Here is a 13,018-nt window from a genome sequence, read left to right as displayed (position 1 = left end):
GGCCGCTTCTTTTGGTTTACAGGCCTGCATACACATTTTCCAATAACCGATATCCATCGCTTCTATTACACGCTTGTTTTCCAGCTAATGACGCATTAAGATGCCAGCATACCTCGTGTTTTGTGATCCACAACACGGTCTAAATTTGAATAAACGCAACCTTGGAGTTCTATATGCAAGAACAAGAGCAACCAAAACTAAAAGATCTACTGGAGTTTCCTTGTAGCTTTGCTTTCAAAGTCATGGGTGAAAATAAACCAGAATTAGCTGATCGTATCGTTGAAGTTATTCAGAAAACTATTCCTGGTGATTACGTACCAACATTAAAGCCAAGCAGTAAAGGAACTTATACCGCTGTCTCTGTCACTGTTAACGCGACCAATGTTGAACAAATTGAAACGCTATACAAAGAACTTGGCGCTATCGATATCGTACGCGTAGTACTATAGCCGTTCTATACCAATACCAATGGCGACTACACATTAGTCGCCATCTTTTTCCCGTTTCACTCCCATTCAGCAGTTTTTACCCTCGCAATATAACTATCAAATATATTAATAATAAGTGAATAACTGGTTAATCATGCATCTTTGAACAGTTTAGGTATAATAGCTCAGTTCACAGCCATTAAATGGCGCTTTGCGTTATATCAATAAATAGGCACAAATTTGCAAACATCTCTTATTATTAGAAATCTGGGCCGTTGTGATTATCAAGCCACCTTTGATGCCATGCATCAATTCACTAATGACCGCACCGACATGTCGGCTGATGAAGTATGGTTGGTTGAACATCACCCCGTCTTTACTCAAGGCCAAGCTGGAAAAATAGAACATCTGCTCAATACAGGTGATATTCCAGTTGTCCAAAGTGATCGTGGTGGCCAAGTGACTTATCATGGTCCTGGTCAGCAAGTCGCTTATATATTGATTAACTTACGCAGAAAAAAACTGAGTGTTCGTGACCTAGTCAGCCACATCGAAAACACAATTATTAATACCCTATCTCAATTTGGGATTAAATCTAATGCTCGCCCTGATGCACCCGGTGTATATGTCGACAATCGCAAGATATGTTCATTAGGATTACGAATCAGGCGCGGCTGCTCTTTTCATGGTCTGGCACTTAATATAAATATGGATTTGGCCCCATTTCAACGTATTAACCCTTGTGGTTATGCTGGAATGGAAATGACGCAAACAGCGTTACTAAATGGCCCAAATGAACTGATGGAAGTTCAGCCGGTACTCATTGAAGAATTAACAAAATTACTCGACTACTCACACGTCGAGTGGATGACGGAAAGCAATCAACTATGAGCAAACCAATTAAAATTGAACAAGGCGTTAAATACCGTGATGCTGATAAAATGGCATTAATTCCGGTACGTAATGTTGCCCAAGAAGAAGCACCAAAAGAAGTGTTACGTAAACCTTCATGGATGAAAATAAAACTGCCATCAGACAGTAAACGTATTCAAGAAATCAAATCAGCACTACGAAAAAACAATCTCCACTCGGTATGTGAAGAAGCATCATGTCCGAATTTGGCAGAATGTTTTAACCATGGCACAGCCACCTTTATGATTTTAGGTGCGATTTGTACTCGTCGTTGTCCATTTTGTGATGTTGCCCATGGCCGCCCATTACCACCCAACGCAGAAGAACCAAGTCATTTAGCACAAACAATTGCTGATATGAAGTTACGTTATGTAGTAGTAACATCAGTCGACCGTGACGATCTTCGTGATGGTGGCGCACAGCATTTTGTTGACTGTATTAATGATATTCGCGCTAAAAGTCCACAAATTCACATTGAAACCTTAGTGCCAGATTTCCGTGGCCGTATGGATCGTGCGTTAGATATTTTCCGTGATACTGCACCGGATGTATTTAACCATAACCTTGAAACGGCACCACGCTTATACCGCAAGGCACGCCCTGGAGCAAACTACCAGTGGTCATTGGATCTATTAAAGAAATTTAAAGAAATTCATCCAACAGTACCAACAAAATCTGGTGTCATGATGGGGCTAGGTGAAACCAAAGAAGAGATCATTCAAGTATTAAAGGATCTACGTGCTCATGGCGTAACCATGCTAACACTGGGCCAATACTTAGCACCAAGTCGTCACCACTTACCAGTTGAACGTTATGTGCCACCAGAAGAGTTTGATGAGTTAAAACAAATCGCACTCGAGCTTGGCTTTACGCACGCAGCTTGTGGTCCATTTGTCCGTTCGTCTTATCACGCAGACTTACAAGCTCAAGGTGTTGAAATTAAGTAATTCACTTTTTGTCATTACTTAATCCTCATAAAAAAACCGCTTTAGTTAATAACTAAAGCGGTTTTTTTTATCTCTAAACAGGTCAATTATTTAGCAAAAGCTGCGCCAAATACTGGTGCAATTGAAGCTAGTACTGATTCTGTCACTGGCTTACCATCATTATCAGTAATATTTAATGAGGTACGATTACCTAAATCACCCACCAAAATACGATACTTATCATTGGTTAAGTTAATTGGCTTAGTACCAAGCTTAGTCCAGAAGGCATCATCAGGTTGACGATATTTTACATCAATCAAACCTTGCGAACGGTTACGATCTTCAACCGTAAAGCCTAACTTTTGCAGCATTATAGGTAAACGGTCCCACATATCATCATATGACGCACGCGCAATAATAATTGGCAAGCCACTGCGATCAGTACCCATCATGATCGGCACATTTTTCATTTGTTCAGCGGCAGCAATACGTGCTTGCTCACGAGACATATTATCGTATTTCGCCATCACTAAATTGGTCATTAAAATGCTATAGCGACGTTTGTTATCTACGCTTACAGGCTTAACTTTACCGTCTTCACGCCAATCTGTTAACGTAATACGGTAACTGTTGATGTTAGGTGATTTTTCAATCGTATAACGGCTACTTATCTTGGTATCTTCATCTTCATTAGTCCAAGAAACCCAATCAGTATCAATACGATCAGCACTTTGTTTTACAATACCGACTTTATTATTAGCAATCAGCTGTTGTGTTACGCGCCAAATCTTCGCTAACTCATTCGACGACGGCATAAACAGCGTTACACCTTGTTGATCAACGGCAGAAGTTACGCCAGGAATCAACTCTAGCACCTGCAGTGGTGGACGAATATCAACCTTAGTACCTATTTCTCCCTGATAAACACGGTGTGGAATCGTATAATCAGTATTACTAAAAGGTTGAGCACCTGCCGGCAACGTCCAACTTTCAAGTGATGGCGTATTAAGATAATTAAAATCTTGTGCTGCCTGTCGGCGACTATCTGCACCACTAGAACATGCTGTAATGCTTGTCACTACGACGGCGGCTAGTGCTAGCCGGTATTTATAATTCATTTATGCTCCTGCGCTCCTATATTGTTACCGCTGCTTATTAGCGACTAAGTATTATAATACGTTAGCGTCAATGAGTGCTTGCTTAACAATAGGTTGCTGTGATTCGCTTAAAACAGTAAGCGGAAGTCGTAAGTTATCGTGTTCAATTAATCCCATTTGGTAAGCAGCCCATTTCACTGGAATTGGATTAGCTTCAACAAACAGTTTGGTATGTAATGGCATTAAGCGTTGATTTATTTCTTGGGCAGCTTCAATCTTACCGTCTAAGGCTAGATTAAACATCGTCGCCATTGCTGCTGCTGCAATATTGGCTGTCACAGAAATGACACCATGGCCACCTTCAGCAACAAAATCAACACCCGTTGCATCATCACCGCTTAATTGGATAAAATCTGCGCCACAAAGTTCCCGTGTTTTTTTAACGCGAGTAATATCACCAGTCGCATCTTTAATACCAATAATATTGTCAAGTTTAGCTAACCGAGCAACAGTTTCTGGTAGTAAATCAACGGCGGTGCGGCCTGGCACATTGTATAAAATTTGTGGTATGTCAGTCGCTTCTGCAATTGCTTTATAATGTTGGTATAAACCTTCTTGCGTCGGTTTATTATAGTATGGTGTCACACTAAGGCAGGCCGCAATTCCGGTACCTGAAAACAGTTTGGTAATCGTTACTGCTTCATGGGTTGCATTTGCACCAGTACCAGCAATAACAGGAATACGTCCATCAACATACTCTAGCGTTTTTAAAACAACTTTAATGTGCTCATCAACTGTTAGTGTGGTTGATTCACCCGTTGTTCCAACTGCAATAATAGCCGTCGTACCCGCTTTAATATGGTAATCAACTAGCTTCTGTAAGCCGATGTAATCAACTTCACCTGAAGGATCAAATGGCGTTAATAGTGCTACCATGCTTCCTGAAAACATGTCCGTCTCCCCTATTTTATATATCGCAACGATTCTAAACTAACAACATTAACAACCAATCAATAAAAAATGGTTACGGTATATAGCTAGTTATAAGTCATGGTACTTTTGCATGACTATAAACTCAAGCAAAGGGTGACTGAAAACAGTTAACTGACGTGCTTTATCGTATTCATTTGAAGCGAGTCGGTAATGTTTAACGCTTCTAGCACCAAAAACGAATCTTTTTAAGCAATTATTATTGCTAACCGTACAATTATAATAAAAAAAATTGTGATTATTGGTGCTAATTTGCGCTCTTTTGAATAATCAGTCTGTGCTAACATGCTAATAATGATCACGAAAAAATGGCGCTAAATATGGAACATTACCTCGTAATAACCGCAGTAGGTACTGACCGCCCAGGTATCACCGATGAGATCACCCATCTTGTCGCACACAGTGGCTGTAACATCATTGATAGTCGAATTGCTCTTTTTGGTTCTGAGTTCACGCTGATTATGTTGCTCTCTGGTAATAGCAATGCTATCTCAAGGATTGAATCGACATTGCCACTTAAAGGCCAAGAACATGATTTAATTACCGTGATGAAACGCACCAACAAGCATATTGCTCGTTTCTTTCCATATACTGCTGATTTTCATATTGAAGCAAAAGACAGTCCTGGACTTATTAAACATTTCACCCATTTCATGGCCAGTCGTAAAATTGACATTTCAACACTGAGTGCCAATACCATTGAAAATGGCCATGCTAATATCGACAACCAATTAGTGCTTCAAATCAGTACCAACTTACCAGAAGATTGTAATTTAGTGAGCTTACAAGAAGAATATGAAATACTTTGTAATGAACTCAATGCTCACGGTACTGTAAACTTTATTGGCCACCATTAATTAATATAGCCCTTCAAAACCACCATAACAGCATGTGTTATATTTGCCGTTTATGACTTATTAAAAGGACAGCTGCATGAATACCCTAACCGCAGGAATGCTCGCCCCAACCTTTACTTTACTCAATCAAGACAACCAACCCGTCAGTCTAAGTGACTTCAAAGGTAAAAAAGTACTGGCTTATTTCTATCCTAAAGCGATGACCCCAGGCTGTACTGTTCAAGCTTGCGGCTTACGCGACAGTAAAGCAGAACTTGAAGCACATAACGTAGTTGTGTTAGGTATCAGTATTGATCCAGTTAAGCGCCTACCTAAATTTATTGAGCGTGACAATCTTAACTTCACATTATTATCTGATGAAGATCATGCTGTTGCAGATCAATTTGGTGTGTGGGGTGAAAAAAAATTCATGGGTAAAATTTACGATGGTTTGCACCGCATCAGTTTCTTAATTGATGAGCAAGGCAAAATTGAGCATGTATTTGATAAATTCAAAACCAAAGATCACCATCAAGTGGTACTTGATTATCTTAATCAGTAATACTCTTTCAAACGACGACCACAAAAAAAGGCCATATAGGCCTTTTTTGTTCGTGATTATTTCACTATAAATTATCGATATTAGTAGCTCACCGGTGGCGTACTTTCTTTCATCACTAAAGCCCCCCATACCGCTTTAACTAAGGTTGCTAATGGAATTGCAAAAAACACGCCCCAGAATCCCCATAGACCGCCAAACACTAACACTGCAACGATAATCGCCACTGGATGTAAGTTAACCGCCTCAGAAAACAATACTGGAACCAATACATTACCATCTAATGCTTGCACAATACCGTAGGCAGCCAGTAACCACCAAAAATCAGGTGTCCAACCCCATTGAAATAAACCGACCATCGCAACAGGTACTGTTACAGCTGCGGCACCTATATAAGGAATTAATACCGATAACCCCACTAACACGCCGAGTAATGCCGCGTACTGAAGTCCCATTACCACAAAGACAATATAACTTGCGATTCCAACAATAAAAATCTCAATCACTTTGCCGCGAATATAATTAGAGATTTGCTGGTTCATTTCGGTGCTAACCTTACTGGCTAAACGACGATTCTTAGGTAATACACCAATAAATGAACGCAGAATGGTATCTTTATCTTTAAGCAAAAAGAAAATTAATAAAGGCACTAAAATTAAATATACGCCTAACGTTGCCAAGCTAACCAATGATGATAATGAGCCTTTAACAACGCTGCCACCTAAAGCCAATACTTTTTCGCGCAACGTATTGGTTAACACTGTGACTTGATGCGGCTGCACAAAATCAGGGTAGCGTTCAGGTAAGCTTGATACATAAATCTGCAAGTCATTAAGCATTTTAGGTACATCAGCACTTAAATTAGTAATTTGATGCCAAATAGTCGGCACTAAACCAAATAAAGCTAATACCATTAAGCCTGCAAAAATAATTAAGACTATCGCAACAGATATTGTTCGCGGTATCCCCCACAGGGTCAAACGAGCGACGGGTGATTCAAGTAAATAAGCTAAAACAATCGCAACTAATAGCGGTGTGATTAATCCACCAAAGAAATATAAGGTTAAGAAAGCACCTGCTAAAATGATCATTAAACTCACGGCATGAGGATCAGAGAATCGGCGTTGATACCAACTTTTAAACATATCCAGCATGAAGTTACTGTCCTTTTTTTACAATAATCACCAGCTGATCAATACCATCAGCCTGTATATCAATAATAAATCCATTATTTTGTAAATAACGAACAATATCCGTTTTTGCCGTGGGTTGTGAAACCTTAATTACAAGTTTCTGGGTCGGCGATAAGCCTCTACAGCTTCGCTTTACCATCAATAATGCTAACGGGCAACGGGATGCCATAAGATCAAGCGTTAGGATTTCCATTCCAATAGAGTGACAGTGATTATCCATTGTCGTATTGTAACCTTAACCGCAAGGAATAAGCGAGATAACCACAAAACGAATATCACAATAGCGAACCTAAGCTAAAATTAGCTGTCATAACAACGCAGCAGGTTATCGTTCATTATCCCGTTATCCTATATTAATCGACATGGTGGTTGTATTATTAATATGTTCCAATTAGCTAAAGTGCCAGCCTATCTTTTACTATCAGCATTGCTAACGACTAGCTTATCCGCTGTTGCAAGTAATGCCACATCACTACCAGATATCGGTACCACAGCGGCATCGACACTAACCATTGATAAAGAAATCAAATATGGCGACATGTATATGCGAATGATGCATGCCAGTAGCCCAATCATTAATGACCCTGTATTATCCGAATATATTCAAGATCTCGGGCATAAGTTAGTTGCTAATGCTGACGGTGTTAAAACCCCATTTAATTTTTTCTTAATCCAAAATTATGAAATAAACGCATTTGCATTATTTGGCGGAAATATTGGTGTTCATTCAGGATTATTTTTACATGCTAAAACAGAAAGTGAATTAGCCTCTGTTATTGCTCATGAAATAGCCCACGTCACTCAACGACACCTTGCACGAACTTTAGAAGACCGAGCAAAGAAAAAGTCAGCAACAATGGCTGCAATGATAGGCTCATTGTTATTAGTCGTTGCCGCACCAGAAGCTGGCATTGCGGCATTACACACCACCACTGCCGTCTCGATACAAGGTATGCTCAATCACACCCGTAGCAATGAAAAAGAAGCCGATAGAATTGGAATCGCCACTCTTGCTAGAGCCGGCTTTAATCCACAAGCAATGCCACATTTCTTTGGCCGCTTAGCTGAAAAGTACCGCTATACCTCCAAATTACCGCCGATGTTACTGAGCCACCCGTTGCCTGAATCGCGTATAGCTGATAGTCGTATGCGTGCCGATAACTATCCAAGTGTGAGGTTACCACCTTCTGAGCGTTACCTATTAGCAAAATCACGGATCGTGGCGCGTAACCTGGGTTTTAGTCAAACTTCCGCCCTAAACTGGTTTAATACGGAACTCAAAAAAGCCGCTCCTAACCAACGTAATGAATTAAATTATGGTAAAAGTTTGGTTTATCTCGATAACGGTCAATATGCCAAAGCCCAACAACTACTGTTGCCATTGATCGCATCTGAACCCAATAATTTGTTTTATATTGATGCGATAACTGATTTAAATTTATATCAAAAGCACTATGATAAAGCGATTACACGGTTAGAAAAAGCGTTGCAATATCAACCAGAAAGTAGTGTATTACAACTTAATCTTGCTAATATATTACTGGAAGCTAAGCAGTATAAGCAAAGCCTTAGCATACTCAATCGTTATAGCTATCAACACCCTAATGATATCAATGGCTGGGCATTATTAGCTCAAAATTATGCTAAACAAAACCAACGTGCAGGTGAGCTCGCGGCGATGGGTGAGTTAGCGGCATTACGCGCCCAATGGAAACTTGCAATCAGTAACTATACTCAGGCGGCCCAAAAAGCAAAATTAGGCTCTCTCGATCAGGCCCGCTATGATGCGCGATTAGATCAACTTCGAATTCAACAATCACAATTTGAAGCTTTACGTTCTTCTTTTTAATTTCTACTGATTCAAAAAGGATTCAATATGACAGTTGCTATTTACCACAATCCACGATGCTCAAAAAGTCGTGAAACATTAGCTTTGCTCACTGAGCATGGTATTACACCTACGATTATCCACTATTTAGACACGCCACCAACGGTTAAGCAACTACAACAACTTTACCGCCAATTAGGCTACACCAGTGTGCGAGATATGATGCGAACTAAAGAGCAACAATACCAAGAGTTACAACTTGGTGATCAAACTCTGACTGATCTGGCATTATTTGAAGCGATAGCATCACAGCCTAAATTACTCGAACGACCTATTGTCGTTAATAATGATAAAGCCGCTATTGGGCGTCCACCAGAGCGGGTTTTGAGTATTTTATAATGACAAAAATCTTAGTGCTCTATTACAGCCTTCATGGTAATACTCGCCAATTAGCGCGTCATATTAGTCGTGGTATCGAACAAGTTGATGGCTGTGAAGCAGTGCTAAGAACCGTTGCAGAGATAGCAACTACGCAAACCGTAACCGCGATCAAGACAACCGATCCCATTGTTAGCCATCACGATCTTAAGCAATGTGCAGCAATGGCGATGGGGAGTCCGGTTAGATTTGGGAATATGGCGGCGCCACTTAAACATTTTTTGGATACAACCAGTGGTGAATGGTTATCGGGAACATTGATAGGTAAGCCAGCCTGTGTGTTCACATCATCATCATCTTTGCATGGCGGCCAAGAAACTACGCTACAATCAATGATGTTACCGCTGTTACATCACGGCATGTTAATTGTGGGGATTCCCTACTCTGAACCCCTATTACATACCACCAGCCATGGTGGAACACCTTATGGTGCATCGCATATTAATCATGGTATTAGTAAGCAGTTACACCCAGATGAAATAGCACTTGCTCAAGCCATCGGACGGCGTTTAGCAACCATTGCATGTAAATTAAATGGCTAAAAAAGGATCATTTCATGCCCAAAATGCAACCTTTAACATATTTTGCGCGTCAATCTGCATTAATCAGTCATTGCGGTTTAATCGTTTTTATTGCCATGTGGCAGCTATACCTATCTCCCCATCAACACTTATCAGCTACAGCCATTAGTCTGTTGTGGATCACACCATTATTATTTCCCCTACTTGGTATGTTAGCTGCAAAACCTTATACCCATGCATGGGCAAATTTTATTTTAATGTTTTATTTTCTACATGCAGCAACCCTAATTACGCTCAACGATGGTGAACGAGCCCTCGCAACCATAGAGTTAGCAATAGTGACACTTTGCTTTGTAAGTAATATTATTTTTGCCCGTTTACGCGCTAAAGAATTAGGGATTAAATTAAAGCGATTATCACACGTTGAACGTGAGGAACATGCCCGCTATAACAGCTGCTCCTCTATAAAAATGGATAAGTATAAAAAAGCCTCAGTACACAGGTACTGAGGCTTTTTCTTTCACAAATAACGCTTCATCTAATCACTTTGTAACAGAGTAAAATTAGCTATTCCAATAATAAATATTTTGCGGTGTTACCGTTAAAGCATTAACCACTGGAACCGAAGATGTTGTGATTGCTGGAGCTGTTGATGTCGAGGTAGATGCTCCAACGGGTGCTGTCGCTGTTGGTAATACAGGATCGGCTGCAAAAGCCACTGCTGATTGGGTCTGGTGAACCTGATCGTCATGGCTAATTTCTTGACGGAATGCCTGCTCAGAGCCTTGAAGATTTAATTGAAAAATAACGCTATTGCCTTTAATTCTCATGGCATTAGCACTACCAACTGTAGTTAAGTTATTTAGCATTTTCTCTAATGCAAAAAAGTCTTCTGTTGACTGAATATTATCTACTTCAATATTAATCTGACCACCAGCAACACCGCCCAACACTACTGCATATTTATGAGCTAAATAATCAGTAACTTGATTAATCATCTTGGTTGATGTTTGTGCCAACGTCCCCGATGTTGTGCCAGTAATCGGTTGAGTATCAGCTGAGGCAATCTTACTTGGTTGTTGTGGGTAAAATTGCCAATTTAAGCTTACATTACCATTTGGTTGCTGTAGTGCTTTGACCAGTAATACACCATCAGCATGATAACGTGTACTTGCAGCAGCAATAGGATCAATAAAATTCCCCCATAAATCTGAAACATTGACTGCCGTTGCATCTGTTATATCCCCGACAGGGAATGTTAATGGCAGACCACGACTATCAGCCGCTTGCTTCGTATCATTAATCAAAGCATTGGTTGATTGATCCCACAAAATATTGCGCTGTTGGCCATCGCTATCAACCATCCACACTAGAATATTAGGGCGTTGATCTTTCCAAATACTGGCTTTTGACTGAATCAGTAATTGTTTAATTTGGTTTTTATCAAAGCTCAGATCAATCGCACGTTGACCATCCACTTGGCTATAACCAAATTGACTAATATAGCTACCACTGTTAGTGATTGCCGTCTTAATCGCTGGGTTATTAAGAATATCAGTATTGCCTGATATTTTGACCAACACATTTGCCAATCCCTGCTCGCGTGCAGCTTGATCGGCTTGTTGATCGTTTCCAATCAAGGTGACCTGGGTTTGATAAAGATCATTCACCGTCGCAGCTTGTATCGGCAATGCCAATACTGCTAAAAATAATAATGCAAATCGCAACATAGTAAGACTCATGGTTAATTCAAAAAATAGACCTAGTAAGACAGACAACTGGTTTTATCATCGGTGCCGTATCATAGCGCACAGTATGTAAATTTCATTCGACAATTTCGACAATATAATTTTATAACGCACATTTTTAACTGCGTGATAGCTATTTTCATGCAAATAAAGCGCCACTCGGTCTAAATTCGAACAATTAAAAGTGTTTTTTGGCTTTTATTCATAAAGCTTATCGTTTGCTTCCATGCTAGGATTGCGCGATTTTTTTACTTAGGAATACATATCATGATGCAGGTTCTTCAAGGTGCGCAAATGCTATTTGTCGCATTTGGGGCTTTGGTTCTAGTGCCGTTACTGACAGGCTTAGATCCTAATGTTGCTTTATTTGGCGCAGGTGCTGGCACACTTTTATTTCAGGTCGTCACCAAACGTTCTGTACCCATTTTTCTGGCCTCATCTTTCGCTTTTATTGCCCCAATGATGTATGGCATTCAAACATGGGGCGTTGCAAGTACCATGGGCGGATTAATGATGGCAGGTGTGGTCTATGTCATTATGGGCGGCATCATCAAAGTGCGTGGGGTTGGCTTTATTCATCGTCTATTACCCCCTGTCGTCGTCGGTCCAGTGATTATGGTTATTGGTTTAGGGCTCGCTCCTGCTGCTGTAAATATGGCAGTAGGTAAAACAGGTGGCGGTGACATTCAATTAATCGCCCATGATACTGCACTATGGATTTCAGCGATTTCGCTTACTGTAACGATTATCTTAAGTGTGTTTGCTAAAGGCATTTTAAAATTAATTCCTATCGTAGGAGGCATTACTGCTGGCTACATTACTAGCCTTGGTTTTGGTGTGATTGATTTCACACCAGTCATACAAGCTAGTTGGCTTGCTGTACCAAACTTTACCCTTCCCGAATTCAATATCAACGCCATTCTATTTATGATCCCTGTCGCAATTGCACCTGCAGTAGAACATGTTGGTGATATTTTAGCGATTTCAAATGTTACCGGTAAAGACTACCTTAAAAAACCAGGTTTACACCGTACAATGGCGGGTGATGGTATTGCCACTATCGCGGCATCTCTTGTTGGCGCCCCCCCAAATACCACCTATTCAGAAGTAACCGGTGCGGTAATGTTAACCAAAGCATTTAATCCGGTGATCATGACTTGGGCCGCTGTAACCGCTATCGTATTAGCATTTGTCGGTAAACTTGGTGCGATATTACAAACCATTCCCGTTCCTGTAATGGGCGGTATTATGATTTTATTATTTGGTTCGATTGCAACCGTTGGCTTAAATACTCTAATTAGAAACCAAGTTGATTTACATAAAGCTCGCAATCTAGTTATCGTTGCTGTGACCTTAGTGTTCGGCATCGGAGGTATGGCATTTGGCATTGGGGAGTTTAGTTTACAAGGTGTCAGCTTATGTGGCATCGTGGCTATTTTATTAAACCTTATTCTGCCTCAAGATTTAGGCGAAACGAACATGGTTGATAATGCACAAATTGAAGATACTGAGCATCTCTAATTATTGGTAGTTCACAAATAA

Annotated in this window: 15 protein-coding genes; 10 read left to right on the top strand and 5 right to left on the bottom strand. The window is 40.3% G+C overall.

The window, feature by feature from the left end:
• Nucleotides 1–173: 173 nt before the first annotated feature.
• The 3 genes from ybeD (at nucleotide 174) to lipA (ending at nucleotide 2,287) form a co-directional block, all read left to right on the top strand.
• A complete protein-coding gene (ybeD, locus tag PPBDW_RS03745) occupies nucleotides 174–449 on the top strand; it encodes a DUF493 family protein YbeD (protein ID WP_036793484.1) in 276 nt (91 codons plus the stop codon).
• 219 nt (nucleotides 450–668) lie between these two features.
• Complete coding sequence (gene lipB / locus PPBDW_RS03740) at nucleotides 669–1,319, top strand: lipoyl(octanoyl) transferase LipB (protein ID WP_036793483.1); 651 nt, start codon at nucleotides 669–671, stop codon at nucleotides 1,317–1,319.
• On the top strand, nucleotides 1,316–2,287 hold the full coding sequence (lipA, locus tag PPBDW_RS03735; RefSeq protein ID WP_036793481.1) for a lipoyl synthase: 972 nt from the start codon (nucleotides 1,316–1,318) through the stop codon (nucleotides 2,285–2,287). The genes lipB and lipA overlap by 4 nt, the downstream gene beginning before the upstream one ends.
• An 86-nt stretch (nucleotides 2,288–2,373) precedes the next feature.
• On the opposite strand, the gene bamC is transcribed toward lipA, so the two are convergent.
• Nucleotides 2,374–3,384, bottom strand: a complete 1,011-nt coding sequence (bamC, locus tag PPBDW_RS03730; RefSeq protein WP_036793480.1) for an outer membrane protein assembly factor BamC — start codon at nucleotides 3,382–3,384, stop codon at nucleotides 2,374–2,376.
• A gap of 51 nt (nucleotides 3,385–3,435) precedes the next feature.
• Entirely contained in the window at nucleotides 3,436–4,314 is an 879-nt protein-coding gene (gene dapA / locus PPBDW_RS03725; protein ID WP_036793479.1) for a 4-hydroxy-tetrahydrodipicolinate synthase, read from the bottom strand.
• A 359-nt stretch (nucleotides 4,315–4,673) separates the two neighbouring features.
• On the opposite strand from dapA, the gene PPBDW_RS03720 reads away from it, so the two are divergent.
• Together PPBDW_RS03720 and bcp are read left to right on the top strand one after the other, a co-directional pair.
• Nucleotides 4,674–5,210 carry an ACT domain-containing protein gene (locus PPBDW_RS03720; protein WP_036793478.1) on the top strand — a complete coding sequence of 179 codons (537 nt, stop codon included), beginning with the start codon at nucleotides 4,674–4,676 and terminating at the stop codon, nucleotides 5,208–5,210.
• 76 nt (nucleotides 5,211–5,286) lie between these two features.
• Nucleotides 5,287–5,751 carry a thioredoxin-dependent thiol peroxidase gene (gene bcp, locus PPBDW_RS03715; RefSeq protein WP_036793477.1) on the top strand — a complete coding sequence of 155 codons (465 nt, stop codon included), beginning with the start codon at nucleotides 5,287–5,289 and terminating at the stop codon, nucleotides 5,749–5,751.
• 80 nt (nucleotides 5,752–5,831) lie between these two features.
• Here the strand turns inward: bcp and PPBDW_RS03710 are convergent, their stop codons facing one another.
• Both PPBDW_RS03710 and PPBDW_RS03705 read right to left on the bottom strand, forming a co-directional pair.
• Entirely contained in the window at nucleotides 5,832–6,902 is a 1,071-nt protein-coding gene (locus PPBDW_RS03710; RefSeq protein WP_036793476.1) for an AI-2E family transporter, read from the bottom strand.
• A gap of 4 nt (nucleotides 6,903–6,906) precedes the next feature.
• The gene (locus PPBDW_RS03705; protein ID WP_243423001.1) at nucleotides 6,907–7,161 is read right to left on the bottom strand and encodes a sulfurtransferase TusA family protein; all 255 of its coding nucleotides are present in this window, start codon (nucleotides 7,159–7,161) and stop codon (nucleotides 6,907–6,909) included.
• Nucleotides 7,162–7,323: 162 nt separating this feature from the next.
• On the opposite strand from PPBDW_RS03705, the gene bepA reads away from it, so the two are divergent.
• Genes bepA through PPBDW_RS03685 form a run of 4 tightly spaced genes read left to right on the top strand, consistent with a single transcriptional unit; the run spans nucleotide 7,324 to nucleotide 10,237 of the window.
• Nucleotides 7,324–8,790, top strand: coding sequence for a beta-barrel assembly-enhancing protease (gene bepA / locus PPBDW_RS03700; protein ID WP_036793475.1), 1,467 nt, complete (start codon nucleotides 7,324–7,326; stop codon nucleotides 8,788–8,790).
• A gap of 27 nt (nucleotides 8,791–8,817) precedes the next feature.
• A complete protein-coding gene (gene arsC, locus PPBDW_RS03695; protein WP_036793474.1) occupies nucleotides 8,818–9,168 on the top strand; it encodes an arsenate reductase (glutaredoxin) in 351 nt (116 codons plus the stop codon).
• Nucleotides 9,168–9,749 (top strand): NAD(P)H:quinone oxidoreductase, encoded by a 582-nt coding sequence (wrbA, locus tag PPBDW_RS03690; RefSeq protein WP_036793473.1) that lies wholly within the window; start codon nucleotides 9,168–9,170, stop codon nucleotides 9,747–9,749. Before arsC ends, wrbA begins: the two co-directional genes overlap by 1 nt.
• A 14-nt stretch (nucleotides 9,750–9,763) precedes the next feature.
• Nucleotides 9,764–10,237: a DUF2069 domain-containing protein gene (locus PPBDW_RS03685; RefSeq protein WP_054261975.1), complete on the top strand. Its 474-nt coding sequence runs from the start codon at nucleotides 9,764–9,766 to the stop codon at nucleotides 10,235–10,237.
• 54 nt (nucleotides 10,238–10,291) lie between these two features.
• Here PPBDW_RS03685 and PPBDW_RS03680 read toward each other — a convergent pair whose 3' ends face one another.
• The gene (locus PPBDW_RS03680) at nucleotides 10,292–11,470 is read right to left on the bottom strand and encodes a DUF2066 domain-containing protein (protein ID WP_237043632.1); all 1,179 of its coding nucleotides are present in this window, start codon (nucleotides 11,468–11,470) and stop codon (nucleotides 10,292–10,294) included.
• Nucleotides 11,471–11,743: 273 nt separating this feature from the next.
• Between PPBDW_RS03680 and PPBDW_RS03675 the strand changes: the two genes are divergently transcribed.
• Nucleotides 11,744–12,997, top strand: a complete 1,254-nt coding sequence (locus PPBDW_RS03675) for a uracil-xanthine permease family protein (protein ID WP_036793471.1) — start codon at nucleotides 11,744–11,746, stop codon at nucleotides 12,995–12,997.
• The last annotated feature ends 21 nt before the right edge of the window (nucleotides 12,998–13,018 follow it).

The organism is Photobacterium kishitanii (genome assembly GCF_000613045.3).
Taxonomy (GTDB): domain Bacteria; phylum Pseudomonadota; class Gammaproteobacteria; order Enterobacterales; family Vibrionaceae; genus Photobacterium; species Photobacterium kishitanii.
Note: the sequence above shows the minus strand (reverse complement) of the source record. Positions and strands in the feature narration are given on the sequence as shown.

Bases quoted from the DNA above. Each gene is read 5' to 3' on its own strand.
- PPBDW_RS03675 (WP_036793471.1), top strand. From the start codon at position 11,744: ATGATGCAGGTTCTTCAAGGTGCGCAAATGCTATTTGTCGCATTTGGG.
- PPBDW_RS03685 (WP_054261975.1), top strand. From the start codon at position 9,764: ATGCCCAAAATGCAACCTTTAACATATTTTGCGCGTCAATCTGCATTA.
- dapA (WP_036793479.1), bottom strand. From the start codon at position 4,314: ATGTTTTCAGGAAGCATGGTAGCACTATTAACGCCATTTGATCCTTCA.
- bcp (WP_036793477.1), top strand. From the start codon at position 5,287: ATGAATACCCTAACCGCAGGAATGCTCGCCCCAACCTTTACTTTACTC.
- lipA (WP_036793481.1), top strand. From the start codon at position 1,316: ATGAGCAAACCAATTAAAATTGAACAAGGCGTTAAATACCGTGATGCT.
- wrbA (WP_036793473.1), top strand. From the start codon at position 9,168: ATGACAAAAATCTTAGTGCTCTATTACAGCCTTCATGGTAATACTCGC.
- PPBDW_RS03720 (WP_036793478.1), top strand. From the start codon at position 4,674: ATGGAACATTACCTCGTAATAACCGCAGTAGGTACTGACCGCCCAGGT.
- PPBDW_RS03710 (WP_036793476.1), bottom strand. From the start codon at position 6,902: ATGCTGGATATGTTTAAAAGTTGGTATCAACGCCGATTCTCTGATCCT.
- PPBDW_RS03705 (WP_243423001.1), bottom strand. From the start codon at position 7,161: ATGGATAATCACTGTCACTCTATTGGAATGGAAATCCTAACGCTTGAT.
- ybeD (WP_036793484.1), top strand. From the start codon at position 174: ATGCAAGAACAAGAGCAACCAAAACTAAAAGATCTACTGGAGTTTCCT.
- arsC (WP_036793474.1), top strand. From the start codon at position 8,818: ATGACAGTTGCTATTTACCACAATCCACGATGCTCAAAAAGTCGTGAA.
- PPBDW_RS03680 (WP_237043632.1), bottom strand. From the start codon at position 11,470: ATGAGTCTTACTATGTTGCGATTTGCATTATTATTTTTAGCAGTATTG.
- bepA (WP_036793475.1), top strand. From the start codon at position 7,324: ATGTTCCAATTAGCTAAAGTGCCAGCCTATCTTTTACTATCAGCATTG.
- bamC (WP_036793480.1), bottom strand. From the start codon at position 3,384: ATGAATTATAAATACCGGCTAGCACTAGCCGCCGTCGTAGTGACAAGC.